The 26577-nt window shown below is 74.2% G+C and carries 28 protein-coding genes and 1 tRNA gene; 22 read left to right on the top strand and 7 right to left on the bottom strand.

From position 1 onward, the window contains the following. Positions 1–76 precede the first annotated feature (76 nt). Complete coding sequence (locus tag ACH495_RS30815; RefSeq protein ID WP_396861225.1) at positions 77–1633, top strand: ricin-type beta-trefoil lectin domain protein; 1557 nt, start codon at positions 77–79, stop codon at positions 1631–1633. An 84-nt stretch (positions 1634–1717) separates the two neighbouring features. Here ACH495_RS30815 and ACH495_RS30810 read toward each other — a convergent pair whose 3' ends face one another. Next, entirely contained in the window at positions 1718–2410 is a 693-nt protein-coding gene (locus ACH495_RS30810; RefSeq protein WP_396861224.1) for a hypothetical protein, read from the bottom strand. 212 nt (positions 2411–2622) lie between these two features. Here ACH495_RS30810 and eno point away from each other — a divergent pair, with 212 nt between their 5' ends. Genes eno through ACH495_RS30785 form a run of 5 tightly spaced genes read left to right on the top strand, consistent with a single transcriptional unit; the run spans position 2623 to position 6614 of the window. Beyond that, complete coding sequence (eno, locus tag ACH495_RS30805; RefSeq protein WP_396861223.1) at positions 2623–3906, top strand: phosphopyruvate hydratase; 1284 nt, start codon at positions 2623–2625, stop codon at positions 3904–3906. Positions 3907–3935: 29 nt separating this feature from the next. Beyond that, a complete protein-coding gene (locus tag ACH495_RS30800; protein ID WP_396861233.1) occupies positions 3936–4565 on the top strand; it encodes a septum formation initiator family protein in 630 nt (209 codons plus the stop codon). A gap of 22 nt (positions 4566–4587) precedes the next feature. Continuing rightward, positions 4588–5133, top strand: coding sequence for a DUF501 domain-containing protein (locus ACH495_RS30795; protein ID WP_396861222.1), 546 nt, complete (start codon positions 4588–4590; stop codon positions 5131–5133). Next, positions 5130–5642, top strand: a complete 513-nt coding sequence (locus ACH495_RS30790) for an amino-acid N-acetyltransferase (protein WP_396861221.1) — start codon at positions 5130–5132, stop codon at positions 5640–5642. Before ACH495_RS30795 ends, ACH495_RS30790 begins: the two co-directional genes overlap by 4 nt. A 42-nt stretch (positions 5643–5684) precedes the next feature. Further along, entirely contained in the window at positions 5685–6614 is a 930-nt protein-coding gene (locus ACH495_RS30785; protein ID WP_396861232.1) for an exopolyphosphatase, read from the top strand. Between the two features lie 131 nt (positions 6615–6745). Here ACH495_RS30785 and ACH495_RS30780 read toward each other — a convergent pair whose 3' ends face one another. Then, the gene (locus ACH495_RS30780) at positions 6746–6937 is read right to left on the bottom strand and encodes a hypothetical protein (RefSeq protein ID WP_396861220.1); all 192 of its coding nucleotides are present in this window, start codon (positions 6935–6937) and stop codon (positions 6746–6748) included. 135 nt (positions 6938–7072) lie between these two features. On the opposite strand from ACH495_RS30780, the gene ACH495_RS30775 reads away from it, so the two are divergent. The 11 genes from ACH495_RS30775 to ACH495_RS30725 all read left to right on the top strand — a co-directional run bounded on the left by ACH495_RS30775 (position 7073) and on the right by ACH495_RS30725 (position 16127). Then, positions 7073–7312, top strand: coding sequence for a hypothetical protein (locus ACH495_RS30775; RefSeq protein ID WP_396861219.1), 240 nt, complete (start codon positions 7073–7075; stop codon positions 7310–7312). Positions 7313–7427: 115 nt separating this feature from the next. Next, on the top strand, positions 7428–7760 hold the full coding sequence (locus ACH495_RS30770; RefSeq protein WP_396861218.1) for a PadR family transcriptional regulator: 333 nt from the start codon (positions 7428–7430) through the stop codon (positions 7758–7760). Beyond that, positions 7757–8722: an HAAS signaling domain-containing protein gene (locus ACH495_RS30765; protein WP_396861217.1), complete on the top strand. Its 966-nt coding sequence runs from the start codon at positions 7757–7759 to the stop codon at positions 8720–8722. The genes ACH495_RS30770 and ACH495_RS30765 overlap by 4 nt, the downstream gene beginning before the upstream one ends. A gap of 263 nt (positions 8723–8985) precedes the next feature. Continuing rightward, positions 8986–9699 (top strand): dienelactone hydrolase family protein, encoded by a 714-nt coding sequence (locus tag ACH495_RS30760; protein ID WP_396861216.1) that lies wholly within the window; start codon positions 8986–8988, stop codon positions 9697–9699. 19 nt (positions 9700–9718) lie between these two features. Then, the gene (locus ACH495_RS30755) at positions 9719–10432 is read left to right on the top strand and encodes a uracil-DNA glycosylase (RefSeq protein ID WP_396861231.1); all 714 of its coding nucleotides are present in this window, start codon (positions 9719–9721) and stop codon (positions 10430–10432) included. Positions 10433–10452: 20 nt separating this feature from the next. After that, a complete protein-coding gene (locus tag ACH495_RS30750; RefSeq protein ID WP_396861215.1) occupies positions 10453–11181 on the top strand; it encodes a DUF4129 domain-containing protein in 729 nt (242 codons plus the stop codon). Next, positions 11178–11759: a hypothetical protein gene (locus ACH495_RS30745; protein ID WP_396861214.1), complete on the top strand. Its 582-nt coding sequence runs from the start codon at positions 11178–11180 to the stop codon at positions 11757–11759. The genes ACH495_RS30750 and ACH495_RS30745 overlap by 4 nt, the downstream gene beginning before the upstream one ends. Beyond that, positions 11759–12757 (top strand): AAA family ATPase, encoded by a 999-nt coding sequence (locus ACH495_RS30740; protein ID WP_396861213.1) that lies wholly within the window; start codon positions 11759–11761, stop codon positions 12755–12757. The genes ACH495_RS30745 and ACH495_RS30740 overlap by 1 nt, the downstream gene beginning before the upstream one ends. Beyond that, entirely contained in the window at positions 12757–14121 is a 1365-nt protein-coding gene (locus ACH495_RS30735; RefSeq protein ID WP_396861212.1) for a DUF58 domain-containing protein, read from the top strand. Before ACH495_RS30740 ends, ACH495_RS30735 begins: the two co-directional genes overlap by 1 nt. 5 nt (positions 14122–14126) lie before the next feature. Beyond that, positions 14127–14690, top strand: a complete 564-nt coding sequence (locus ACH495_RS30730) for a hypothetical protein (RefSeq protein ID WP_396861230.1) — start codon at positions 14127–14129, stop codon at positions 14688–14690. 102 nt (positions 14691–14792) lie between these two features. Continuing rightward, positions 14793–16127, top strand: a complete 1335-nt coding sequence (locus tag ACH495_RS30725; protein ID WP_396861211.1) for an NAD(P)/FAD-dependent oxidoreductase — start codon at positions 14793–14795, stop codon at positions 16125–16127. Between the two features lie 71 nt (positions 16128–16198). Here the strand turns inward: ACH495_RS30725 and ACH495_RS30720 are convergent, their stop codons facing one another. Then, positions 16199–18028 (bottom strand): hypothetical protein, encoded by a 1830-nt coding sequence (locus ACH495_RS30720; protein ID WP_396861210.1) that lies wholly within the window; start codon positions 18026–18028, stop codon positions 16199–16201. A gap of 101 nt (positions 18029–18129) precedes the next feature. Here ACH495_RS30720 and ACH495_RS30715 point away from each other — a divergent pair. The 3 genes from ACH495_RS30715 to ACH495_RS30705 all read left to right on the top strand — a co-directional run bounded on the left by ACH495_RS30715 (position 18130) and on the right by ACH495_RS30705 (position 19547). Then, positions 18130–18210 (top strand) — tRNA-Leu (locus tag ACH495_RS30715). Positions 18211–18319: 109 nt separating this feature from the next. Continuing rightward, entirely contained in the window at positions 18320–19153 is an 834-nt protein-coding gene (locus ACH495_RS30710; protein WP_396861209.1) for a Bax inhibitor-1/YccA family protein, read from the top strand. 73 nt (positions 19154–19226) lie between these two features. Next, entirely contained in the window at positions 19227–19547 is a 321-nt protein-coding gene (locus ACH495_RS30705) for a hypothetical protein (protein WP_396861208.1), read from the top strand. A 339-nt stretch (positions 19548–19886) separates the two neighbouring features. Here the strand turns inward: ACH495_RS30705 and ACH495_RS30700 are convergent, their stop codons facing one another. Genes ACH495_RS30700 through ACH495_RS30685 form a run of 4 tightly spaced genes read right to left on the bottom strand, consistent with a single transcriptional unit; the run spans position 19887 to position 24588 of the window. Further along, entirely contained in the window at positions 19887–21371 is a 1485-nt protein-coding gene (locus tag ACH495_RS30700) for a CHAD domain-containing protein (RefSeq protein WP_396861207.1), read from the bottom strand. A 40-nt stretch (positions 21372–21411) separates the two neighbouring features. Next, the gene (locus ACH495_RS30695) at positions 21412–22674 is read right to left on the bottom strand and encodes an acetyl-CoA C-acetyltransferase (protein WP_396861206.1); all 1263 of its coding nucleotides are present in this window, start codon (positions 22672–22674) and stop codon (positions 21412–21414) included. Positions 22675–22732: 58 nt separating this feature from the next. Beyond that, complete coding sequence (locus tag ACH495_RS30690) at positions 22733–23545, bottom strand: SGNH/GDSL hydrolase family protein (protein ID WP_396861205.1); 813 nt, start codon at positions 23543–23545, stop codon at positions 22733–22735. Further along, positions 23542–24588, bottom strand: a complete 1047-nt coding sequence (locus tag ACH495_RS30685) for an SGNH/GDSL hydrolase family protein (protein ID WP_396861204.1) — start codon at positions 24586–24588, stop codon at positions 23542–23544. Before ACH495_RS30685 ends, ACH495_RS30690 begins: the two co-directional genes overlap by 4 nt. 131 nt (positions 24589–24719) lie before the next feature. Between ACH495_RS30685 and ACH495_RS30680 the strand changes: the two genes are divergently transcribed. Together ACH495_RS30680 and ACH495_RS30675 are read left to right on the top strand one after the other, a co-directional pair. Next, positions 24720–25076 carry a YkvA family protein gene (locus ACH495_RS30680; protein ID WP_396861203.1) on the top strand — a complete coding sequence of 119 codons (357 nt, stop codon included), beginning with the start codon at positions 24720–24722 and terminating at the stop codon, positions 25074–25076. Between the two features lie 76 nt (positions 25077–25152). Then, positions 25153–26523, top strand: a complete 1371-nt coding sequence (locus ACH495_RS30675) for a cystathionine beta-synthase (protein WP_396861202.1) — start codon at positions 25153–25155, stop codon at positions 26521–26523. Positions 26524–26577: the final 54 nt, after the last annotated feature.

The following is a 26577-nucleotide window of genomic DNA, read 5'->3' as shown; positions in this document are numbered from 1 at the left end:
ACAGGCGCGGCGGGCAGCCGCGGGAACGGGGGTTGTGGTGAGGCATGCCAACAGGAGACGCCGGACCGAGGCGGCCGTGCGTGCCGGTCGGGTGACGGCGCGGGGCCGGGCCGCGCGGCTGGTCGCGCTCGCCGGCCTGCTCGGTGCGGGCGTCCTGCTGCCGATGCCGGCGTCGGCGGTCAGCGGGGGCACCGCGGCGGACGCGTCGTACGGCTTCGTGGCCAAGGTGGACGTCGGGGTGCGGGCCTGCTCCGGTGTGCTGGTCGACCCGCACTGGGTGGCCACGGCCAGCTCGTGCTTCGCCGAGGACGGGCAGCCGGTGGCCGCCGGGCCACCGCCGCGGGCCACGTCGGTGACGGTCGGCCGGATCGACCTGAGCACGACCGCCGGGCAGACCCGGGCGGTGACCGAGCTGGTGCCGCATCCGGAACGCAACGTGGTGCTGGCCCGGCTTGCCGCGGCGGTCACCGACGTCACCCCGGTGACGCTGGGCACGACCCCGCCGGGTGTCGGCGAGACGCTCCAGGTGGCCGGCTTCGGTCGCACCGCCACCGAGTGGGTGCCGGACAAGCTGCACGTGGCGCCGTTCACGGTGGAGGCGGCAGCGGCGGCGACCGCCCAGATCGTCGGGCAGAACCCGCAGCAGACGAGCACCTGCCGAGGTGACTCGGGCGGGCCGGCGCTGCGGCAGACGGCCGGCGGGCTGGAGCTGGTCGGGTTGCACAGCGCGTCCTGGCAGCGCGGTTGCCTGGGGTCGACCGAGACCCGGCAGGGGTCGACCGAGACCCGCACCGACGACCTGGCGGGCTGGTTCGGCGCCTCGATCGCCGCCGCGCCGGACTGGCAGGCCGGTCGGGCGTTGCAGATCGTCAACGCGAACAACGGGAAGTGTCTCGTGGTCCCGTCCGCCCGCACGGATCATGCCGCGTCGTACTGGAGCTGCGACACCCCGTACGCCGACCAGTTGTGGACGGTGATCCCGGCCGACAGCGGCTACTTCCAGCTCAAGAACGCCAACAACGGCGAGTGCCTGGTGGCGCCCACCTGGGGCGGCGGCAACATCGTCTCGTACCCCTGCAACAACCTCGCCGACCAGCAGTGGCGGATCACCACCGGCGCGTTGCAGAGCCAGCTCCAGAACCGGCGCAACGGTCAGTGCTTGGTCGCCCCGTCCTGGGCGCCGAACGACGTGGTGCTCTACAACTGCGGCACCCCGGCGGACCAGTTCTGGATCCAGCGTGGCGTCGGTGGCGGCGGCACCGGCCAGGTCAAGGGGCTGGCCGGCAAGTGCCTGGACATCCCCGGCGCCGCACCGGTCGACAACACCCAGCTGCAGCTCATGACCTGCGGCACGAGCCGGGGCCAGGTCTGGACCCAGAGTGGCGTCGCGCTGACCGCCCTGGGCAAGTGCCTGGAGGTGCGGGGCAGCGGCACCGCGGACGGCACCGCCGTGCAGATCGCGCCCTGCACGGGCAAGGCGGCGCAGACCTGGGTCACCGCCGCCAACGGCGCGCTGCGCAACCCGAACGCGGAGAGGTGTCTCGCCGTGCCGAACAACAACTCGGGCGACGGGACCAAGGTGATCATCTGGACCTGCAACGGTGGCGCCGACCAGCGGTGGACGCTGCCCTGACGGTGCCGTGACGCGCCGCCCGGCCGGATCACGGCCGGGCGGCGACCCGGTCAGGTCGCATCGACCACCGGGGCGGCCGCAGGGTCAGGACGCCTTCGGACGACGGTCCACCACGCCGGCGCCGGCCGGCACCGCGAACGCGCCGGCCTCGACCGTCTCGGTGTAGTGACTCATGGTGATCTCGGCCGGCTTGCCGTCGAGCGTGCCGGTGAAGCTGCCCAGCACCCCCTCGGTGGTCACGCAGGCGGCGAAGCGTTCCCCGGCGTCGGTGACGTCGACGCAGGTGGCGTGGTGCCCGGCCAGCGTGGTGTCGCTCTGCTTGATGACCGCCTCGGGCTCCAGCGCCGCGGCGGTGAGCAGCCGGATCACCGCCGGCGGAGTGACCAGGCCCTGCTTGCGCGCCTCGTCGTAGACGATCACCGACGGTTTGCCGGCGGTCAGCACCGGCGGGGACAGCGTGCAGGAGGTGCGGGCGGCGGTGCTCGCGCACCGGGTCACCGCCTCCTGGGTCACCGTGATCTTGCCGCCGGGCCAGGCGTACGTGGAGCGGAGCGGCTTCGCGGTCTGCGCGATCGAGGCGGACCGGCCGCCGGCGAGCTGGTACTCCGCGGCCCAGGTGCGCTCCAGCGCCCGGTCCATCCGCGCGGCGAGGTCGTTGACCAGGTCGGCCCGTCCGAGCGCGACGCCTGCGTCGTCCAGGGTCTGGCAGCCGGTGACCGAGAGCGACGCGATGACCGAGGCGGCGAGCACGCGGAGGGTCGTCGAAGCGGCAGGCATGATGCCCAGCCTTGTCGATCGACGCAACCTCTCGCAAACCCGTTGCCGGTTGACGACCGGTAAACCGGGAATGTCCGTCTCATTCGCTGCCCCGGGGTCCGCCCCGAGCGCCGTACCGGGGGGCGGGGACCGATACGCTGCGTTCAACACCTGCCTCAGCCGCACCGTCGCGGCCCACACCGGACCGGAACACACAAACGAGGAGCGACTCAGTGGCAACCATCGAGGGAATTGTCGCCCGGGAGATCCTGGACTCGCGGGGCAACCCGACGGTCGAGGTCGAGGTCGGGCTCGACGACGGCACGATCGCCCGCGCCGCGGTGCCGTCCGGCGCCTCCACCGGCGCCTTCGAGGCGGTCGAGCTGCGCGACGGCGACAAGGACCGCTACCTGGGCAAGGGTGTCGAGAAGGCCGTCGCCAACATCGAGGACCGGATCGTCGACCAGCTCATCGGCTACGAGGCCAGCGAGCAGCGGCTGATCGACCAGAAGATGATCGACATCGACGGCTCGGACAACAAGGGCGAGCTGGGCGCGAACGCCATCCTCGGCGTCTCGCTGGCCGTGGCGAAGGCCGCCGCCGGCAGCGCCGAGCTGAGCCTCTTCCGCTACCTGGGCGGCCCCAACGCGCACCTGCTCCCGGTGCCGATGATGAACATCCTCAACGGTGGCGCGCACGCCGACTCGAACGTCGACATCCAGGAGTTCATGATCGCGCCGATCGGCGCGCCGACGTTCCGGGACGCGGTGCGCTCCGGCGCCGAGGTCTACCACGCGCTGAAGTCGGTGCTGAAGAAGAAGGACCTGTCGACCGGCCTCGGTGACGAGGGCGGCTTCGCCCCCAACCTGCCCACCAACGCCGCCGCGCTGGACCTGATCGCCGAGGCGGTGGAGAAGGCCGGCTACCGGCTCGGCACCGACATCGTCTTCGCGCTCGACGTGGCCGCCACCGAGTTCTTCGACAACGGCTCCTACACGTTCGAGGGCAGCACCAAGAGCGCCGAGGAGATGAGCAACTACTACACCAAGCTCGCCGGCGACTACCCGATCGTCTCCATCGAGGACCCGCTCGCCGAGGACGACTGGAGCGGCTGGGCCACGCTGACCGCCGCGCTGGGCGACCGGGTCCAGATCGTCGGCGACGACCTGTTCGTGACCAACCCGCTGCGCATCGCCCGGGGCATCGCCGAGCGGGCCGCCAACGCGGTACTGGTCAAGGTCAACCAGATCGGCTCGCTCACCGAGACGCTGGACGCCGTCGACCTGGCCCACCGGGCCGGCTTCCGGTGCATGATGAGCCACCGCTCCGGCGAGACCGAGGACACCACCATCGCCGACCTGGCGGTCGCCACCGGCTGCGGTCAGATCAAGACCGGCGCGCCGGCCCGCTCCGACCGGGTCGCCAAGTACAACCAGCTCCTGCGGATCGAGGAGGAGCTGGCCGACGCGGCGCGGTACGCCGGCGCCGGCGCGTTCCCGCGTTACCGTTCGGCCTGAGGTCGACGCTCCGGGGGAGGGGTGTGACGATGCAGCAGCGCCGCACACCGGGTGGCCAGCGGCCCGCCCGTCGGCCGGGTCAGGCCGGCCGGGCGGGCGGTGCCCGGTCCACGGCCCGCGACGGCGGTGTCCGCGCGCAGACGCGTGCCGCCGGCCGGTCGCCCGGCGCGTCCCGAGTCACCGAGGGCGTACGCTCCGCGAACCGTCCGGGCGCGGCCCGGCGCAGCGCGGCCGGTGGCCCGGTCAGGCGGCTCACCGCACCCCAACCCCGGCGCTTCACCGGGCGCGCCACAGTGCTGTTCGCGGTGCTGATCGCGCTCGCCCTGGCGTACACCTATCCGGTCCGGGTCTATCTTGACCAGCAGACCGACATCGAGCGGATGGAGGCGTCCCAGGCCGAGCAGCGGCGGCTGATCGAGAGCCTGACCGCCGAGGCGGCCAAGTGGAAGGACGACGCCTACGTCGAGACCAAGGCACGCGAGCGCTTCTTCATGGTCCGGCCGGGCGAGACGGCGCTCGTGGTGCTGCGGGACCCGGAGGGCGCGGCCAAGGACGCCGGCAAGGGCGCGAAGCCGGGGGTGCCGAGCGCGCCGCAGCCCTGGTACGACACGCTGTGGTCGAGCGTGCAGGCGGCGAACGCCGAGCGCCCCGACAAGTGAGCTATCCCGAAAGGCACAACCCGTGAGCGTCGTACCACCGCAGGAGCCGGCGGCGGACTCCGTACCCCCGCCGGAGCGCCAGCCGGCCACCGAGGCCGACCTGGCCGCGGTGGCCGCGCAGCTCGGACGCCCGCCGCGCGGCACCCGGGCGGTGGCCCACCGGTGCCCGTGCGGCCTGCCCGACGTGGTGGAGACGACGCCCCGGCTGGCCGACGGCACGCCGTTCCCGACGCTGTTCTACCTGACCTGCCCGCGGGCCACCGGGGCGTGCAGCCGGCTGGAGTCGGCCGGGCTGATGAAGGAGATGGCCGACCGGCTCGCCGAGGACCCGGAGCTGGCCGCCCGCTACCGGGCCGCGCACGAGGACTACCTCACCCGCCGGGAGGCGATCGGCGAGGTGCCGGAGATCGCCGGCATCTCGGCCGGTGGGATGCCCGGGCGGGTGAAGTGCCTGCACGTGCATCTCGGCCACGCGTTGGCCGCCGGCCCCGGGGTGAACCCGTTCGGCGACGAGACGCTGGCGCTGGTGGAGAAGTGGTGGGCCGCCGGTCCCTGCGTGGACGTGTGAGCGCCGCCGACCAGGTCGTGGTCCGCCGCGCCCGGACCGCCGACGTGCGCGGCATCCGCCGGTTGGTGGACACGTACACCGACGACCGGCGGCTGCTCAGCAAGGCCACCGTGACGCTCTACGAGGACGTGCAGGAGTTCCGGGTGGCGGTGACGCCGGACGGCACGGTGGTCGGCTGCGGCGCGCTGCACGTCATGTGGGAGGACCTGGCCGAGATCCGTACGGTGGCGGTCGACCCGTCCTGCCGGGGGCACCGGATCGGTCACCGGATCGTCGGCGAGCTGATCGACGCGGCCCGCGAGCTGGGCGTCGCCCGCATCTTCGTGCTCACGTTCGAGACCGGCTTCTTCGGCGCCTTCGGGTTCCACGAGATCGACGGCGCCCCGGTGCCGCAGCCGGTCTACGAGCAGCTCCTCCGCTCCTACGACGAGGGCGTCGCCGAGTTCCTCGACCTGGAACGCGTCAAGCCCAACACCTTGGGCAACACCCGCATGCTGCTGCGCCTGTAGAGCCGGTTCGGGCTGCCGTAGGGTGGGCGCGTGAGCGTGCGCGTGGGGGCCATCGACTGCGGGACCAACTCGATCCGACTGCTGATCGCCGACCTGCCGGAGGCGTCCGCGGGGGACTCGGCGCCGCTGGTGGATGTCAGCCGGCGGATGGAGATCGTGCGGCTGGGGCAGGGGGTCGACCGGACCGGCATGCTCGCGCCGGAGGCGATCGAGCGGACCCGGGTGGCGCTCGCCGACTACGCGGCGGAGATCGAGAAGGCGGGCGTCGACCGGGTGCGGATGTGCGCCACCTCGGCGTCGCGCGACGCCTCCAACGCCGCCGACTTCCGGGCCATGGTCGAGCGGACGCTCGGCGTACCACCGGAGGTGGTGACCGGCGACGAGGAGGCCCGCCTGTCGTTCACCGGCGCGGTGCGCGGCCTGTCCGCCGACGCGGAACCGCCCTACCTGGTGGTCGACATCGGCGGCGGCTCCACCGAGTTCGTGGTCGGCACCCGCGCCGACGGCGTACGCGGGGCCATCTCGGTGGACATCGGCTGCGTCCGGATGACCGAGCGGCACCTGCACGGCGATCCGCCCACGTCGGCGGAGATCGCCGCCGCCGAGGCGGACATCGAGGCGGCGGTGGACCGGGCGCTGGCCGCCGTCCCCGGCCGGGAGGCCGCGACGCTGGTCGGGCTCGCCGGTTCGGTCACCACAGTGGTCGCCCTGGCGCAGGGGCTCCGGGAGTACGACCCGAGCCGCATCCACCACGCCCGGATCCCGTACGAGCGGGTCGCCGAGGTGACCGCCTACCTGCTTGGCGCCACCCGGGAGCGGCGGCTGGCCGAGCCGGTGATGCACCCCGGCCGGGCGGACGTGATCGGCGCCGGCGCGCTGGTGCTGCGCGTGATCATGGAGCGGGCCGGCATGCCGTCGGTGGTCGCCTCCGAACACGACATCCTCGACGGCATCGCCTGGAGCCTCGCCTAGCCCGCCCAGTCCCGCCCGCGTCCCGCCCCGTCGATCATGAAGTTGGCGGGGACAAGTCGGACGCTCCGCACGGCCAACTTCATGATCCTCGACTTGGGTCGGGGCGTGGGCCGCGACCTCGTGCTCGGCGCTCAGTCGGTGGGCAGGTCCGGGCGGTGCTCCCGCACCCACTTCTCGACATCCGACTTCCGCCAGATCTGGCCCATCTTGAGCACCTGATACGGGGCGGGGAAGTCGCGTCGGGAGGCAACCACCGACGCGCGGGCGCGCGAGACGCCTCCGAGCATGTCTCGGATCTCAGCGATGCCCACGAACTCGACCACCTCTTGACGGTAGGTATGGCCGGTTGTCTGGCGATCGATAACAGCGATCGGGGTTGACGATCGCCAACGGAGCGGCCACGATTGGGGGATGAGCGCGTCGAATGCGTTCCCGTACCCGATCGCGGTCGTCGGGCGATGCGGCCGCACGTGCCGATGCGACCGCGTTGGCTCTGCCGGGTGTGCGCCGGCCCGTGGCCGTGCCAGCCGGCCCGCCTGTTGCTGCTGATGGACTACCGGCGCGACCGGGTCGCCCTGTCGGTCTACCTGGCGAGCTGCCTCTTCGAGGCCGCCGCCGACCTGCTGAAACTCAACCCGGATCCCCAGGAGCTGTTCGACCGCTTCGTCGGGTGGGCCGCCCGCCCTCCGCTTCGTTGATCAAGGAGTTCGCGTCGGCGTTCGCGGCGAGCCCCGACGCAAACTCCTTGATCAACGAAGCGGGGGAGTGCGTCGTTGTTGACGGTACTCTGTAATGCGCACTAGTGTGCGGAGTGTGGATACGACGCAGCTTCTCAAGGGTGTCCTCGACCTGGCGGTGCTGGCCGTGCTCAAGGACTCCGACGGCTACGGCTACGACATCCTCCGCCGGCTGCGCGAGGCCGGCCTGACCGAGGTCGGTGACGCCTCGGTCTACGGCACGCTGCGCCGGCTCTTCGCCGGCGGCCTGCTCACCACCTACGTGGTGCCCAGCGAGTCCGGGCCGCACCGCAAGTACTACGCGTTGAACGCCGCCGGCCGCGATCAGCTCACCCGCTCCGGCAAGACCTGGCGCTCGTTCGCCACCACCATGGACGCACTGCTCGACGATCGGGGGATGGCGGCATGACCGTCACTGGGCAGGAGATCACGGACTACGTCGACCGGGTGCGGGCCGCGCTCGCCGACCTGCCGCCGACGCTCCGCGACGAGTTGACCGAGGACCTTCCGGAGCACCTCGCCGAGGTGGCCGCCGAGGGCGAGGGTGCGCTCGTCGACCGGCTGGGCACGCCGGAGGCGTACGCGATGGAGTTGCGGACCGCGGCCGGCGCGGAGCCCGGCGGGCGGCCGGCCCGACTGCGCCGGGTCAACGCCGCGCGGGAGGGGGCGCTCACCCAGCTACGCCTGCTCGACCGCCAGCTCGGCCCGCTGTTCGGGCACGCCCGGGTGGCCGACTTCCTGCGCTCGCTGCGCCCGGCCTGGTGGCTGCTGCGCGGCTGGCTGGCCGCGCTGCTGCTGAGCGAGGCGATCGGTGGCGGCCGGTCCGGCCTGCTGCCCCGGCTCGACGACAGCGCGCTTGCCGGTCTGCTGCTGCTGGCCGGCGCGGTCCTCGCGTCGCTGTGGCTCGGCCGCCGCTCCGGCGGCTTCACCGGCTGGCCGCGACGGCTGCACCTGCTGGGCACCGCCGTGCTGGTGCTCTTCTCGTTCGTGGTCCTCGCCGACGTGGACCGGCACGCCAGCACCGACCTGGCGACCACCTACCAGGAGGTGGCGTCGGGTGGCCGGCTGGACCGGATCGAGGACGTCTTCGTCTACGACCAGCAGGGGCGGCTGATCCGCGACGCCCAGCTCTTCGACCAGAACGGCGTGCCGATCCGGCTCGGCTGGCCGAACTGCGTGGACGCGTCCGGCAACGTGCCGGCGCCGCGAAACGCCTACCCGTACTGCGCGATGCGTGCCCCGTTCGGCGAGCCGGCGGACCCGACCGCCCCGCCGACCCCGACGCCGAGCAGCACCCCCACGCCGAGCAGCACCCCCACGCCGGCGGTGACCGCCGGGCCCGAAACGCCGGTGCCGACGCCGACGCGCTGAGCCGTCGCCGCCGCTCGGTCCGGTCGGCACGTCCACGAGCCACGCCTGTCGAGCTGAGTCGTTGACGACGTCAGCTCGACAGGCGTCTCGACGAACAGCCCCGCGCCGCCGCGGAAGACCCATCCGCCCGGGTGCGTCGACAGGAGGTGAATGCCACTGTTCTTCCGTCTTCCCCGCGCCGGTGACCGCATGGCACGCTACCGGCACGTAACACCCAACTGTGCGACCAGCCAACGGTGACTGACCGCTAGGAGGACGGGCCCATGGGCGAGATGGTGAGCTTCACCGGTAACGGGGGGACGAGCGAGGGGTATCTCGCGATACCCTCCGGCGGTGCGGCCAGCCCGGCGGTCATCGTCATCCAGGACTGGTGGGGACTGGTGCCCCACGTCCGGGCCGTGGTGGACCGCTTCGCCGAGGCCGGCTTCGTCGCCCTCGCGCCCGACTTCCGGCACGGCGGTCCCGCCGTCAAGCCGACCGAGCCCCGGCAGATGCTGAACAGCGCCCAGATGGACGAGGCGGCCAGCGACATCGCGGCCGCCGCCGAATACCTGGCGAGTCGCTCCGAGGTGGCCGGCAAGGTGGGCTGCGCCGGGTTCTGCGCGGGTGCCAGCCTGGCCCTGTGGGCCGGCACGGCCGCCGAGCGGATCGTCGCCACCACCGCCTTCTACCCCCGGCTCCCGTGGGAGGGCATGCCCACCGGCGCAGCAGACTACGCCGGCAGCGCTGCCTGGGCCGGCTACGCCGGCAAAGCCGCGCTCATCCACTGCTCCGAGGCGGACGGCCTCTCCGCCGCCGACGGGGTGCAGGGCGTACGCCGGTCCATCGAGGCCGCCGGCGGCACCTGCCAGACGTTCGACTACCCCGGCACCGCGCACGCGTTCTTCAACGAGGACCGGCCGGAGCACTTCGACCAGCGGGCCGCCGCGACCGCGTGGGCCCGCACCCTGGAACTGTTCCGGGCGAAGCTTGGCTGAGTCGCGTACCCCCGGGGAGGTGGTCGCCCGCGCGGCGCGGGCGACCGACCTCACCGACCTCGACGGCGCGGTCGGTGACTGCTTCGCCTGCCCCCGGCTGGTGGCGTGGCGCGAGGAGGTGGCCCGGGTCAAGCGGGCCGCGTTCCGCGACCAGGACTACTGGGGGCGGCCGGTGCCGGGCTTCGGGCCGGCGGACGCGCGGATCGCGATCCTCGGCCTGGCGCCCGCCGCGCACGGCGGCAACCGCACCGGCCGGATCTTCACCGGGGACCGCTCCGGCGACGTGCTCTTCGCCGCGCTGCACCGCGCCGGGCTGGCCAACCAGCCGACCAGCGTCGCCGCCGACGACGGCCTCACGCTCCGGCACACCCGCATCTTCTCCGCGGTGCGGTGCGCGCCGCCGGACAACAAGCCCACCCCGGCCGAGCGGGACGCCTGCGCGCCGTGGCTGCACCGCGAGGTCGAGCTGATCCGGCCCACGCTGCGCGTGGTGGTCGCGCTGGGCGCGTTCGCCTGGGCCGCGTGGTGGCCGGTGCTCCGCCAGGTGTACGGACAGCGCCCGCCCACACCGCGACCCGGGTTCGGCCATGGGGCACACTGGTCCGGCGAGTCCGTGCCGGCGTTGCTCGGCTGCTATCACGTCAGCCAGCAGAACACGTTCACCGGCCGGCTCACGCCGGCGATGTTGGACGACGTGTTCACCCGGGCGAAGCACCTGTCCGGGGTGGACTGAGGAACACCTGAGGCGGGGGAATGGACTTCGGCGTGCTGCGCAGGTGGTGGCCGGTCGCGGCGGTCGCGGCGCTGCTCGCCGTCGCCGCGTTCGCCGCCGGTCACTCCGCGATCGGGGCCAGCCGCATCCCGCCCGTGTCGGACACCATTCCGTACGTCCCGGACTATCCGTCCCCGGAGGCGGTGCGCTCGATCCCGGTCGAACCCCGGGACGCGGGCGAGGCCACCTCGGGCGGCGTCCCCGACTGGCTACTCACCGCCGTGCTGGTGCTGTCCGGGGCGGCGGCGCTGATCGCCGTGGGCTACGTGCTCTGGAACGTGGTACGCGGCGCGCTGCGCCGGACCACCCGCGCGGCGCCGGCGAGGCGCATCCGGCGTACCGCCGAGGGCACCGCCCGCGAGGTGGTGGCGGCCCTCGACGCCGGACTGGAGGAACTGGACGACCGCGCCACCGACCCGCGGACCGCGGTGATCGCCTGCTGGGTGCGGCTGGAGGAGGCCGCCGAGGACGCCGGGGTGCCCCGGCAGACCGGGGACACCCCCACCGACCTGGTCAGCAGGCTGCTGCGGGGCGACCCGGAGGCCGGTATCCCGGCGATCGCCAGCGCCGACGTGCTGGACGGGTTCGCGCACGTCTACCGGGAGGCCCGCTACGCCACCCGGGACGTCGACGAGCGCACCCGCGACCAGGCCCGGGCGGCGCTGCGCCGGCTGCGCGGCGAGCTGACCAGCGTGGCTGGTCCCGCATGAGCACCAGCATCGACGACCTGCTCGGCTCCGGCCAGGAGCCGGTGGGGGACGCCGAACGGCCCTCGGGCGGTCGGGCGCGCGGGTTGCTGCGGACCGCGGCGGTCACCGCCGCCGTGGTGGTGGTGATCGTGGTCGGCCTGCGCGCGGTCGGTCTGCGGGTGCCGCTCTGGATCATCGTGGCGGGCGTGCTCGCCGTGCTCGCCGTCCGCCGGGTCACCGCCGCGCTCTCGCCCCCGCCGCCGCCCCGCGCCGGCGTGCGGGCCTCCGCCGGGGAGGAGCCCGGCTCCTGGAACTGGTCCGCCCGGGACGCGCTGCGGACCGCCATCAACGGCTGGGAACGGCCGCTGGACTGGTGCGCCGACAACCGGGAGCGGTTCACCGAGCGGGTGCTGCCCCGCCTCGGTGAGCTGGCCGACGAGCGGCTGCGCCAGCGGCACGGCGTCACCCGCGAGTCCGACCCGGCGCGCGCCCGTGCCCTCATGGGCGAGCCGCTCTGGACGTTCCTCGCCACCCCCGCCCGCCGCCCCCCGACGCCGCGCGACCTCGCGGCGATCGTTGCCGAACTGGAGAAACTCTGATGAACGACGTGGACCGGAGCATGCCCCCCGCCGAGGTGGGCCGGCTCGCCCGGGCCGTCCTGGACGCGGTCGGCACCGTCGTGGTCGGCAAGCGTGAGGCGCTGGAGCTGGTGCTGGCCGGCATCCTGGCCGGCGGTCACGTGCTGCTGGAGGACCTGCCCGGCCTGGGCAAGACGCTCACCGCGCGGTGCTTCGCGCAGGCGCTCGGGCTGGACTTCCGCCGGCTCCAGTTCACCCCGGACCTGCTCCCCGCCGACGTCACCGGCTCCTTCCTGTACGACCAGAGCAGCGGCGACTTCTCCTTCCGGGCCGGGCCGCTCTTCACCAACCTGCTGCTCGCCGACGAGATCAACCGGACGCCGCCGAAGACCCAGTCGGCGCTGCTGGAGGCGATGCAGGAGAAGCAGGTCTCGGTGGAGGGCGTGACCTACCGCCTGGACGAGCCGTTCCACGTGCTGGCCACCGCGAACCCGATCGAGTACGAGGGCACCTACCCGCTGCCCGAGGCGCAGCTCGACCGGTTCCTGCTGCGTGTCTCGTTCGGCTACCCGACCCACGACGAGGAGTGGGACGTGCTGCGCCGGCGTATCGCCCGCCGCCGCGAGGAGGCCGAGATCAAGCCGGTGGTGGACGCCGGCACGCTGCGCGCCATGCAGGCCGCGCTGGAGGACGTGGTGGTCGAGGACTCGATCGGCCGGTACGTCGTGGCGCTCACCGCGGCCACCCGGGAACACCCGTCCGTGCTGGTCGGCGCGTCGCCGCGCGGTTCGCTGGCGCTGCTGCTGCTGTCCCGGGTGCGGGCCGTGCTCGCCAACCGGGACTACGTGGTGCCGGAGGACGTCAAGGCGGTGGCGGCACCCGCGCTGGCGCACCGGATCACGCTGCGTCCGGAGATGTGGCTGCGCCGGGTCGACCCGGCGTTCGTGGTCGGCGAGGTGCTCGAGTCGACGCCCGCCCCGGCCAGCGGCGCGCTGCCCAGCTACGCCGCCGGGCGCTGATGGACGAGCGGGCCGAGCCGGCGAACGGCTGGGCGCCCACCTGGGCGCTCGGCCGGGCCGTGCTGCTCACCGGCGTGCTGCTCGTCGCGGCCGTGCTGCTCGGCCGGATCGACCTGGTGGTGCTGGCCACGCCGTTCGCGCTGGGCACCGCGTACGGGCTGCGCCGCCGCCCGGCCACCCAGCCCGAGCTGGAGCTGAGCGTCGCGGACACCCACCTGGTCGAGGGGTCGCCGATGGCCGCCACGGTGGCGGTGGCCAACCCCGACCTCCTCGGGTACGACGTGGCGGTGGTGCGGACCCGGATGTCGCAGTGGCTGCGGGTGGAGCGGGTCGGCTTCGGTGGCGGCGGGTTGGACGTGAGCCGCTCCGGCGGCGCGGACCGGCCGTTCGTCACCTCGGTGCCCCGGGGCAGCGCCGTCGACCTGGAGCTGACCGGCACCGCGCTGCGCTGGGGCCGGCACCCGTTCGGCCCGGCCGGCGTCCGGGTCGCCGCCGCCGACGGGCTGCTGGTCTCCCGGGCGGTGATCACCGAGCCGATCCGCGCCCGGGTCTACCCGCGCACCGAGCCGTTCGACGCGGTCGAGGCGATGCCCCGGGCCGCCGGGCTGGTCGGCGCGCACCGGTCGCGGCGGCCGGGGGAGGGCGGCGAGCTGGCCGGCGTACGCGTCTTCGCGCCCGGGGACCGGCTGCGCCGCATCGACTGGCGGGTGTCGTTGCGGGCCCGCCAACTGCACGTCGCCTCCACCCTCTCCGACCGGGACGCCGAGGTGGTGGTGCTGCTGGACGTGCTCGCCGAGGCGGGCCGCTCCGGCGGCGTACGCGGGCCGGCGTCGGTGCTCGACACCACGGTCCGGGCCGCCGCCGCGATCGCCGAGCACTACCTGCACCGGGGCGACCGGGTGGCGCTGCTGGAGTACGGCCCGGCGGCCCGGCGACTGCGTCCGGCGACCGGCCGCCGGCAGTACCTGACCGTGCTGGAGTGGCTGCTCGACGTGCACGCCGAGTCCTCCCCGCACGAGCCGTACGACCAGGTGTTCGGCCCGCAGGTGCTCTCCTCGGACGCGCTGGTGGTGGTGCTCACCCCGCTGCTCGACGAGCGCTCGGCGCAGATGCTGGCCCGGCTGGCCCGGGGCGGGCGGTTCGTGGTGGCGGTGGACACGCTGCCGGCCGAACTGCCGATGCCGAAGGAGCGGGGCTGGGCCGAGGTGGCGTACCGGCTGTGGCGGCTGGACCGGGACACGATGATCGGGCAGCTCCGCGAGCACGGCGTGCCGGTGGTGCGCTGGGCCGGCGCGGGCAGCCTCGACGAGGTGCTGCGCGACGTGTCCCGCCTGGCCATGGCGCCGAGGGTGGGGTTGCGGTGAGTGACATGGCGGACGCGGTCGTCGAGCGGATGCGCGGGCTGCGGTACCGGGTCGCCCGGGTCAGCCCGCTGCCGCTGCTGGTGCGCGGCGGGATCTTCCTCGTCGTGCTGGCCGGCTTCCTGCTGGCGTACCCGGTCGAGGTGCTGGCCCCGCGCTCGCTGCTGGCCATGGCGGTGGCCGCGGTGCTGCCGGCGGTCGGGCCGCGCCGGCTCTGGCCGACGTTCACCGCGCTGCTCACGGTGGCCGGCTGGCTGCTGGCCACGCTCGGGTTCGACCGGCCGCCGGCGCTGTGGCGGCTGCTCGCCGTGGCCACGCTGCTCTACCTGGCGCACACGCTCTGCGCGTTGGCCGCGCTGCTGCCCTACGACGGGTTGATCGACCCGGACCTGGTGTTCCGGTGGCTGACCCGGGCCGGCGGCGTGGTGCTGGCCAGCGCCGTGCTCGGCGTCGTGCTGGCCTGGCTCGGCGGGGTCGGCGGGACCGACGGGACGCAGGCGGCGACCGTGGTGGGACTGCTGGTCGCGGTGGGGCTGAGCGCGTTGCTGGGGTGGCTGCTGCGTCGCAGATGACGGGACGCCGAGCGACGTTGTGCAGGTCACACCGGTTGTGCTCCGTCACAGAAGGGGGTCTCGCGCGGTATTAGCTGAGCCGGCCGGGGAAAGATGGATGACGTGAATCCGAAGCGGATCCTTGTCGTGGGTGCCGGGCACGTCGGCCTGTACGCCGCTCTGCGTCTGTCGAAGAAGCTGAGCTCGCGTGAGGCCGAGGTGGTCGTCGTCGACCCGCAGCCCCACATGACGTACCAGCCGTTCCTCCCGGAGGCTTCGGCCGGCAACATCTCCCCGCGGCACGCTGTGGTGCCGCTGCGGCGGGAGTTGCGCAAGTGCACGGTGGTGGCCGGCACGGTCACCCGCATCGACCACGACCGGAAGACCGCCGTGGTGCAGCCGATCAGCGGCCCGGCCCGGGAGATCCCCTACGACCACGTGGTGGTCGCCCCCGGCTCGGTCTCCCGCACCCTGCCGATCCCCGGCCTGCACGAGAACGGCATCGGGTTCAAGACCATCGGTGAGGCCATCTTCCTGCGCAACCACGTGCTGGACCGGCTGGACGTGGCGGCTGCCACGACCGACCCGGAGGTCCGTCGCCGCGCGCTGACGTTCACCTTCGTCGGCGGTGGCTACGCCGGCATCGAGGCGCTCGCCGAGATGGAGGACATGGCCCGTGACGCGCTGCGCTACTACCCGGAGCTGAAGCCGGACGAGATGCGCTGGGTGCTGGTCGAGGCGACCCAGCGGGTGCTGCCCGAGGTCGACCGGGACATGGGCGCCTACACGGTGCAGCAGCTGCTGAAGCGGAACATGGACATCCGGCTGGACACCCGGCTGGAGTCCTGCGTCGACGGGGTGGTCAAGCTCTCCGACGGCGACAGCTTCCCGTCAGACACCATCGTCTGGACCGCCGGCGTGAAGCCGTCGCCGATGCTGGACGCCACCGACTTCCCGCGCGACGAGCGTCGCCGGGTGACCTGCCGGCCGACGCTCCAGGTCGTGGACGGCGACCGGGTGGTCGAGGGCGCGTGGAGCGCCGGCGACTGCGCCGCCGTGCCGGACCTGACCAAGGAGCCGGGCAACTTCTGCTCGCCGAGCGCGCAGCACGCGGTGCGGCAGGCCGCTCGGATGGCCGACAACATCGTCAACGTGATCCGCGGGCGCGAACCGGTCGACTACAAGCACAAGCACGCCGGCAGCGTGGCCAGCCTCGGCCTGCACAAGGGCGTGGCGCAGGTCTACGGCGTGAAGATGACCGGCTGGCCGGCGTGGTTCATGCACCGGACGTACCACATGTCGCGGATCCCGTCGTTCAACCGCAAGGTGCGCGTGGTGGTCGACTGGTCGCTGGCGTTCTTCCTCAAGCGTGAGGTGGTCGCGCTGGGCCAGCTGCACGACCCGCGTGAGGAGTTCGCCGAGGCGTCCGCCCCGCCGCCCGCCGCGGCGCGCGTCTGACGTTCGCGGCGTTGGGCCCTTCCCGCACGGGAGGGGCCCTTCGCCGTACCCGGGGTCGGAACCGGGCCGGGTCAGAACCGCCAGGTCCAGGCGTCGGCGACGCGGGTGCCCGGCCCGAAGAGCGCCTCCAGCGTGCGGCGCAGCAGCTCCGCGTGCGGGGCGTCGTCGGTCAGCGCGACGCAGGACGCGCCCCAGGCGTCGACGTCCCGGGCCGCCTGGCGGCGCTGCCGGTCACCGACCGCCGGTGCCACGCCCCGCCGGGCCACGTCGGCGAGCAGCGCCGAGGTGGGGCGCTGCCAGGTGCCCATGGTGGCCGAGCCGCCGGGGCCGTACGGGCCGATGAAGAACCCCTCCGGCATGCCGAACTCGACGCCGGTGGCGGTGGCCCACCGCATCGGCCCGGGGTGCTGCGGGGTGGCCGTGGGCACCGGCACCAGCACCCCGCCGGGGCGTACGCACTGCCGCCAGTGGCCGCCGGTGACGAACTCGGGCAGCGGCGGCCGGTCGATAGTGGGCAGCGGCGTCGGGAAGACGCTGAGCAGGGCCGCGCCGACCGCGAACGGCACCAGCCGACGCGCCGGACCCGGCTCGTGCAGCGCCCGGTGCACGGCGAGCGTGAGCACGGTGCCGACCAACGGCAGCACCGCCAGCGCGAAGCGGGTGGGCAGCGCGCCGTCCACCACCGGCAGGCCGGCCAGCAGCGCGTACGGGCCGGGCACGCCGGTCGGCTCCCCGCCGGCCACCACCTCGGGGCCGAGCGAGAGCGCGGCCATGACCAGCGCCCCGGCGACCACGGCGCGCACCAGCGCGCGGCGGCCGAGCCAGCCCGCGCAGCCGACCGCCACCAGCAGCAGCGGCCAGCCCAGGAACGTGGTGAACTCCGCCGGGCCGGTGGTCAGCCGGACCGCCGCCGGGCTGCCGAGCACGGTCAGCGCGGAGAGCCGGGTCCAGCCGGTCAGGTCGGCGGAGAAGTAGGTCGCCGGGAACATCCCGTCGGCGACGCCCTGCGGGCCGGCGAACTGGAGCCAGAGCGGGTACGCCAGCGCCACCAGCGCCAGCCCGGCGGCAGCGAGCAGCCCGCCGGCGAAGCCGGGCAGCGCCCGACGCAGCAGGTCCCGGTCGGCCGACCCGTACGCGACGGCCATCGCCGCCAGCGTGAGCGCGGTGAGGAAGAGCACCTCCTCGCCGACGAAGACCTGAGCGACGGCGGTGATGGCCAGCCCGACCGCCGAGGAGGCCGTCCGGCGGCGGTCCGGGCCGTCCGGGCGACGGGCCGGGTCGGCGGCGCGCAGCAGCCGCACCACCAGCCAGACCAGCACCGGGACCAGCCACTGCGCGGTCATGTGCAGGTGGCCGTTGCTCTGCGAGACCAGGCCCGGCCCGAAGCCGCAGAGCGCCGCGCCGAGCCCGGCGGCGAGCCGGTGGGCCCGCAGCGTCCGGGTGAACAGCAGATACCAGGCGACCGCGGTGCCGGCCAGGTTGCCGGCGACGAGCAGGGCGAACGTGACCGGCGCCCCGAACGCCCACGTGACCGGCGCGAGCAGCACCCCGAGCGCGACGACCGAGGTGTTGGCCATCAGGTTGACCCCGTCCGGCGCGTTGAGCCGGTCGGTGACCAGGCTGAAGTCGCCGCGCAGGGCCCGCGCGTCGAGCGCCAGGAACCATTCGTAGAGCGTCTGGTCGGCCGGGTTGAGGGCGAGCATCCGGGTGCCCGGCGTCGGCCACAGGCCGTGGGTGAGCCCGCCGGCGAACGCCACGAACAGCAGCCCGACCAGCAGGTCCGCGTGGTGCCGGCGCACCGCGGCCCGCACCCGGCCGACCCGCGCCGCGGCGGTCGCCGGTGCGGGGCGGACCGCCTGGTCGCGGTCGGGCCCGGGGGCCGCGCGGGCGGCGCTGGTCACGGCCCCGACCCTATCGGCCGCACCCCACGGGGTACGCCGCGGCGCGGCGCAGCCGCTACGGTGAGATCTGCACCGCGCGTGTCGGCGCGGCGGTGTCACCCGCCCGGGTGGTGGAACGGCAGACACGGCCGCCTTAAAAGCGGCTGCCGAAAGGCGTGCGGGTTCGACCCCCGCCCCGGGCACCGAACTCTCAGCTTTCCCACAGCTTGACGCCGCGCGCGGTCTGGTCGCCGCGTCTACCCTGGAAGCGCACGTCTACGTGCGAACGACCCCCTGAGGGAGGCCTGAGAAGTGAAGTCCTCGAACCCGGTGCTCGCCCGGCTCGGCCAGGCGGCCGAGCGTGAGCGGGCGGCCGGGTACGCCCAGCCCGGGCCGTACGGTCAGCCCGGATACCCCCAGCAGTACCCGCCGCAGCAGCCCTACCCGGGCGGCTACGGCCAGCCGGTGGCCCCGCCGGCGGTGACGCCGATGACCCTCGACGACGTGGTCGTCAAGACGGTCCTCATGCTCGCCATCCTCGGCGCCTCGGCCGCCGCCGCCTGGGTGCTCGTGCCGGACGCCCTGGTCGGTGTGGCCTGGATCGGCGCAGCCGTGGTCGGCCTGGTGCTCGGCCTGATCATCTCGTTCTCCCGGATGGCGAACCCGGCGCTCGTGGTGGCGTACTCGATCGTCGAGGGCGTCTTCGTCGGCATGGTCAGCAAGGCCTTCGACTCGCTCTACGACGGCATCGTGCTCCAGGCGGTGGCGGCCAGCTTCGGCGTCTTCTTCCTGATGGCGATCATCTACAAGGCGCGGATCATCCGGGCCACCCCGAAGTTCGCCCGGATCATGGTGGCGATCATCGCCGGTCTGTTCGGCGTGATGCTGGTCAACCTGGTGCTGGCGCTGTTCGGCGTCAACACGCACCTGCGTGACGGCAGCCCGCTCGCGATCGGCTTCAGCCTGGTCTGCATCGTGGTGGCGTCGCTGAGCTTCGTGCTCAACTTCGCCCAGATCGAGGAGGGGGTCCGGATGGGCCTCCCGCAGCGCTACGCCTGGACGGCCGCGTTCGGGATCGTGGTCGGCCTGGTCTGGCTCTACCTGGAGATCCTGCGGCTGCTCAGCTACTTCCAGGGCGACGACTGACCGTCCCGCCCGTTCCGCCGACGCCCGCCTGCCGCACTCGCGGCGGCGGGCGTCGTCCGTAGACTCGGCGGTGATGAGCGCAGCGGAACTGGACCGGGCGGTGACCCTGCTGGTCCGACAGGTCGGGCACTGGCAGCAGCCGCGCTGGTCGGCGCCGGCCGAGGGCGGCAACGTGTCCCGGGCCGACCTGGTGCACAAGTTGATCCAGGAGTTGGCCAACCTGGCCGCCGACGCGGCCGGCGAGCCGCGCCGCGAGGTGCCCCGGCTGCCCAGCGACCTGGCCCTGCCCGACCAGCTCCGGGTGGTCGCCGCCGACCTGGCCCTGGCCGCCCCGCCGGATCCGGTCCTGGTCGGCGCCACCGAGGCGGTGACCCGCACCCGCGCCGCGCTCTAGGGGCTTCTGCCCCGAGGCCCACGATGCGTCCTCCTGCCCGCCTTTCGAGCTGATGGCAGAAACGACTCACCGCACCTCGCGTCGACGCCGGTGGGGGCGCTGTCACCTCTCCGACGACCGGTAGCCACGACGGACCGCCGGTACCCGACGTTGGCGTCCCGGGTCCGGCCGCATGCGGGCCGGCGTTACGGCCGTCCGGGCTTGAGTCGTTCCTGCTATCAGCTCGAAAGGGCGCGCAGAAGGACACCTCGTGGGCCGCGGTCCACCGGACCCGATCTGCTCACCGCCGTGCGGCGGCCCAACAGCCCCAACAGCCCAGCGGCCCAGCAGCCCAGCGGCTCAGCGCTTCAGCCAGCGGCGGACCGTACGCCGCCGGGCCCGGTCCCGCGCGCGCAGCACCGCCGGCCGGTCGTGCCCGGCGGCCTCGGCCTGCCGCGCGTGCAGCAGGCCGTAGGTGAACGTGTTCTCGCCCTCGGCGTACGCCCGCAGCGCGTGCCGGCGCAGCGCCTCCCGGGTCACCACCGAGTCCTGGTGCGTCCCGAGCAGATCCTGGAGCGCCTTGAACCTCTTCACCAGGCGGGCGGCCGGCTTGCCGGCGTCGGGCACGCGCACCTCCACCGCGTACCGGGCCGCCTTGTACCTCTTGCGCGCCTCGTGCAGGGCGGTGTCCCCGGCCGGCCCGCGGTCGGTCAGCGCCTGGTCCAGCCGCTCGTCGGCGCGGCGCACCGCCCGGCGTACCCGGCGATCCACCCAGCGGTGGCTCACCTCGGCGGTCGGGCCGTCGAGCAGCCGGTCCAGGCGGGTCAGCAGCTCGGGGTAGCGGTCGGCGTCCAACGCCGCGCGCAGTGCGGTGGTCGCCCCGGCCAGGTCGGCGGCGAACCGCTCGCCGATCCGGGCGGCGACCGGGCCGAGCACCAGATCGTCGGGCAACTCGTGCACCGCCGCGGTGAGCCGGGCCGCCATCACCTGGTCGTCGCGGACCGCGCCCAGGTCGCCGCCGAGCCGGCGCAGGTCGGCCCGGACCGCCTCGCTCTCCCGCCGGTCCCACAGACCGCGGAACGTGCGCAGCGTGGCCCGCAGCCGGCGGATCGCGACGCGCATGTCGTGCACCGCGTCCTCGTCGCCCTGGTAGGCCGCCGCGTGGTTGCCGACGATCGCGTCCCGCTGCTTCCGGGCGTACCCGATGACCGGCCCGGCCGGGCCGGCGGGCGGGCCGTCGGCGAAGCCGGCCAGGCGCCCGGCGACGGCGCGGTGGGACTTGCTGGTCGGCACCTCCCGGGCGCCGGCCCCGGCCAGCCGGGCGGAGACCGCGTCGAGCAGCTCCTCGTCGCCGCCGACCAGCTCGACCTCGATCTCGTGCCAGGTCCGGACGACGCCGTCGACCAGGTCCTCGGACCGGACGTCGTCCTCGGCGACCTCGGCCAGCACGCGGCCGTCCGCGTCCAGCAGCCGTCGCTCCCGGCGGTGGTTGACGACGCGGGACGCCGGGGCCACCGGCCGGCCCCGGGACGCGCCGCGGATCAACGCGACCAGCTCGGCCGGCGGGCCGGCGTCGGCCGCCCCGGCCGGGAACTGATGCTCGACCCGGGCCCCGCCGACCGCGCCCACCTTCAGGTGCCAGCCCGCGTCGTGCCCGCCGGTGCGTCGCCGCAGCGCGTGGTCGCTGCGCAGCAGCCGCAGGTCGTCGGTGTCCCAGTAGACGGCGTCCAGCTCGGAGTCGGTGGCGTCGGACATGGTCGCGACGCCACCGCACCCGGTCAGGTCGGGCAGCCGGAAGCCCTCGTCGCCGGAGAATGTGCGCTCGCGTTCCACGACGGTCGCCATGCGGGTTCCGGTACCCGGTGCGCGCCGTGGTGAATCGACCTCAGCTCAGTCGTTCGAGCACCATGGCCATGCCCTGGCCGCCGCCGACGCACATGGTCTCCAGGCCGATGGTCTTGTCGTGCCACTCCAGTGCGTTGAGCAGGGTGCCGGTGATCCGGGCGCCGGTCATGCCGAACGGGTGGCCGACCGCGATCGCGCCGCCGGCCACGTTCAGCTTCTCCTCCGGGATGCCGAGCTGCCGGTACGACGGGATCACCTGGGCGGCGAACGCCTCGTTGATCTCCACCAGGTCGACGTCGTCGATGGTCATGCCGGCCCGCTTGAGCGCCTGCTTCGACGCCTCGACCGGGCCAAGGCCCATGATCTCCGGGGAGAGCGCGGTGACGCCGGTGGAGACGATCCGGGCCAGCGGGGTGAGCCCCAGCTCGGCCGCCCGCTCGGCGCTCATGATCACCACCGCGGCGGCGCCGTCGTTCAGCGGGCAGCAGTTGCCGGCGGTGATCCGGCCGTCCGGGCGGAACACCGGCTTGAGCCCGGCCACGCCCTCCAGCGTCACCCCGGCGCGCGGTCCGTCGTCAGTGCTCACCACGCCGCCGTCCGGCGTGGTGACCGGCGTGATCTCGCGGGCCCAGAAACCGTCCGCGATCGCCTTCTCGGCCAGGTTCTGACTGCGGACGCCGAACGCGTCCATGTCCTCGCGGGTCACTTCGTACACCTGGGCCAGGTTCTCCGCGGTCTGCCCCATGGCGAGGTAGATGTCCGGCAGCTGGCCGGCCTCCCGCGGGTCGGTCCACACCTCGGCGCCGGCCTGCGTGCGGGCCTGCGAGCGCTCGCGCGCCTCGGCGAAGCGCGGATTCTCCCAGCCGCCGCCCACCAGCGCCTGCGCCTCCGGCGGCAGCGTGTCCGAGTTGCCCCGGGCGTAGCGGGAGACCATCTCTACGCCGGCGGAGACGAACACGTCGCCCTCACCGGCCCGGATCGCGTGCATCGCCATCCGGGTGGTCTGCAGCGAGGAGGCGCAGTAGCGGGTCAGCGTGGCGCCCGGCAGCCCGTCCAGGCCCAGCAGCGTGGCGACCACCCGGGCCATGTTGAAGCCCTGCTCACCGCCGGGCAGGCCGCACCCGAGGTAGAGGTCGTCGATGGTGGTGGGATCGAGCGCCGGGACCTTGTCGAGGGCGGCCTGGACGATGGTGGCGGCGAGGTCGTCCGGGCGGACCTCGCGCAGGGAACCCTTGAACGCGCGGCCGATGGGGGACCGGGCGGTGGCGACGATGACGGCGTCGCGGGGCGACTCAATCGGCATGAACCAACGTTAACCCGGGGGTAACTTGTGGTGGAAGCCGCACGCCGGGCGGGAAATGTCACCCCGTCGGCGGCCGACGGTGATGCCGGAACGCGACTGCCGCGGCGGCCTCCACCGCCGGGAGCAGCGCGTGCGCCCAGACCCGGTAGCCGTCCGCGGACGGGTGGAAACCGTCGTGGCAGAGCGTGCCGACGTCGGCCCGGAACACCGGGCCGGTCTCGGTGCCCAGGTCGACCACGGTGCCGCCGGCGTCCAGCACGGCCGCCGTCTGGGCCCGTGCCATCCGCCGCCCGGACCAGCCGAGCACCTGGCGCAGCGGGGCGGCGACGGCGCGCACCGCGCCGAGGTCGGGGCAGGTGCCCACGACGACCTCGACGTGGGCCTCGCGCAGCCGGCGTACCGCCGAGCCGAGGTAGGCCGCCGCGTCGACCGGACGGCCCAGCGCGGTGGCGTCGTTGGCCCCGATCAGCACCAGCGCCACGTCGGGGCGCTCGCCGAGCAGCGCGCGGGCCACCTGCGTGGCCAGGTCGGTGGCGCGGGACCCGGAGACCCCGACGCTGGACAGGTGCACCCGCCGGCCGGTTGGCCCCTCGGCGAGCAGGTGGGCGAGCTGGCCGCCGATGGTCTCCTCGAACCGGTCGACGCCCACACCGAGCGCCGACGAGTCGCCCAGCAGCACCAGCCGCAGCGGCGGCGCGTCGGCCCGACCGACCGTGGCGCGCAGCACGAGACCCAGCTCGGGCTGGGCGTACTCCCGGCTGCGGGCGGCGATGGCCTGGCCGGCGAGGACCGCCGCACCACCCACCGTGCCGGCCAGCAGCGACAGGGCCGCGGCCCGGCCCCACCGGGCCGCCTCGTTCGATCTGCTCATGCTGTTCCCTCCAGCGTGGCCGGGTCGGCGGCGGTGCCGGTCGGGGGCAGCGCGCCGACGCCGAAGAAGGCCCGTCGGCGAAGCTGCGCCCACCGCCCGCCCGGCCCGCGGTCGCGACCCCGGAGCTGGGCGCCGCTGACCTCCGTGCCGGCGTGCCGGGCCGCCTCGTGGGCCGCCTCCGGGAGCGACCGTACGCCTTCCAGGCCGGCGAGCGGAGGCCGGCGTTCCGGCACCGCGCCCAACGCGGAGAGCACGGTGGGCAGCAGCGCCGCCGCGGCCATCGCGTATCCCTCCGCGGAGGGGTGGAACCGGTCCCAGGCGAACATCCGGCCGGGCTCGGCGGCGAACCTCGGCCCCAGCAGGTCACCGAGGGAGACCGTCCGGCCGCCCGCCTCCACCACGGCCACCGTCTGGGCGGCGGCGAGCTGGCGGCTCCAGCGCCGGGCCAGCCAGCGCAGCGGGGGCTGGATCGGCCGGATCGTGCCCAGGTCGGGGCAGGTGCCGACGACCACCTCGCAGCCGGCGGCGCGCAGCGTGCGGACCGCGTCGACCAGATAGCGCACGGCCAGCGCCGGCGGGGTCCGGTTGGTGACGTCGTTGCCGCCGACCAGCACCACGGCGACGTCCGGCGCGACTTCCAAGGCGGACTCGACCTGCGGCTTCAGCCCGGCCGACAGCGCGCCCACCACGGCGAACCGGTGCAGCCGGACCGGCCGGTGCAGCCGGCGGGACAGCCCGGTGGCCAGCAGCGAGCCGGGCGTCTCCCGGCGTCGGTGCACGCCGTAGCCGGCCGCGGAGGAGTCACCGAGGACGACCATGGTGACCGGCCGGCCGGGGAACCTCGCGCCGTAGACGCCGTCGCAGCGCGGTGGCGGCGCCTCGGCCATCGGGATGGTGCGGCGGGCCTGCCGGGCCTGGCCGAGCAGCACTCCGCCGGTGGCGGCGGTGGCCGCCACCGTGGCGCCCGTGCCGATCGCCGCGAGGCGGGCGATCTGCCGGGCGCGTCGCCAGCGAACCGGCGCGACGGATCCGACGTCCCCCATGAGCCGACAGTATCGCGCCGGTACGACCACCGCTGTCCTTGATCGGGTGGCTGGGAGATGGCCGTTCTGGGTACCGGTGGGGTGGGCTTGCCCTCGGGCTGCACCCTGGTCGGGCGGAGAAGGGCGGAATCATGGGGAAGACTTTGAAGCGCAGCGCCGCGTTCGCGGCGCTGGCCCGGGCGCTGGCGGCCGGCGCGCGGAGCGGACCGTCGCTGGGCGCCCGGCTGGCGGCGCTGCCGCGGATGATCCGGGCCACCGGGCGGGGGGAGTACGACGGCGGGCTGCGCCTGGCGTTGATGGCCGGCGCGGCGGCGTACGTCGTCTCCCCGATCGACCTGCTGCCGGAGATCCCGCTGGCGATCTTCGGGCTGGCCGACGATGCCGTCATGGTCACCTGGCTGGCCGGCAGCGTGCTCGCCGAGACCGAGCGGTTCCTGGAGTGGGAGGCGCGTCGCAGCTCCGTCATCCCGGGGCATGTGACGCCCTGACGGCACGTACGCTGGGCGGCGACACCGGCTGACCGGCCGCCGGACGAGCCGGCGGCGCGACGAAGGGCACAACGAGGTGCAGTACTACGACAACGTCGTCGAGCTGATCGGCAACACCCCGCTGGTTCGCCTGCGCAACGTCACCGAGGGCATCCAGGCGACCGTGCTGGCGAAGGTGGAATACGTCAACCCGGGCGGCTCGGTCAAGGACCGGATCGCGCTGCGCATGGTGGAGGACGCCGAGAAGGCGGGCATCCTCGGGCCGGGCGGCACGATCGTGGAGCCGACCAGCGGCAACACCGGCGTCGGGCTGGCGCTGGTGGCCCAGATCCGGGGCTACCGCTGCGTGTTCGTCTGCCCCGACAAGGTCAGCCAGGACAAGCAGGACGTGCTGCGGGCGTACGGCGCCGAGGTGGTGGTCTGCCCGACCGCCGTCGCGCCGGAGGACCCGCGCTCCTACTACAACGTCTCCGACCGGCTGGCCCGGGAGATCCCCGGCGCGTGGAAGCCGAACCAGTACAGCAACCCGGCCAACCCGCGCTCGCACTACGAGACGACCGGCCCGGAGCTATGGCGGCAGACCGAAGGGAAGATCACCCACTTCGTCACCGGCGTCGGCACCGGCGGCACCATCTCCGGCATCGGCCGCTACCTCAAGGAGGTCTCGGAGGGGCGGGTCCGGGTGATCGGCGCGGACCCGGAGGGCTCGGTCTACTCCGGCGGCACCGGCCGGCCCTACCTGGTCGAGGGCGTCGGCGAGGACTTCTGGCCGGAGACGTACGACCGCTCCGTCGCCGACGAGATCGTCGAGGTGTCGGACAAGCAGTCCTTCGAGATGACCCGCCGGCTGGCCCGCGAGGAGGGCCTGCTGGTCGGCGGCTCCTGCGGCATGGCCGTGGTGGGCGCGTTGGAGGTGGCCCGCAAGGCCGGCCCGGACGACGTGATCGTGGTGCTGCTGCCGGACGGCGGCCGGGGCTACCTGTCGAAGATCTTCAACGACAGGTGGATGGCCCGGTACGGCTTCCTGGACGACGCCGGCACCGAGCCGACCGTGGCCGACGCGCTCGGCGGCAAGCCGGGCGGCCTGCCCGAGCTGGTGCACGTGCACCCGACCGAGACGGTCCGCGACGCCATCGACTACATGCGGGAATACGGTGTCTCCCAGCTCCCGGTGCTCAAGGCCGAGCCGCCGGTGGTGACCGGCGAGGTGGCCGGCTCGATCGCCGAGCGGGACCTGCTCGACGCGCTCTTCACCGGCCAGGCCCACCTGCACGACACGATCGAGCGGCACATGGGTGAGCCGCTGCCGATGATCGGCGGCGGGCAGCCGGTCAGCGAGGCGGTGGCGCTGCTGGAGAAGGCCGACGCGGCGCTCGTGCTGGTCGACGGCAAGCCCAAGGGCGTGCTGACCCGCCAGGACCTGCTGGCCCACCTCGGCGCCCGCTGAGTGTGTAAGGAAGGGCCCCTTCTTAACGCCTGGCGTATAGGAAGGGGCCCTTCT

The organism is Micromonospora sp. NPDC018662, assembly GCF_044391475.1.
Classification (GTDB): Bacteria; Actinomycetota; Actinomycetes; order Mycobacteriales; family Micromonosporaceae; genus Micromonospora.
Note: the sequence above shows the minus strand (reverse complement) of the source record. Positions and strands in the feature narration are given on the sequence as shown.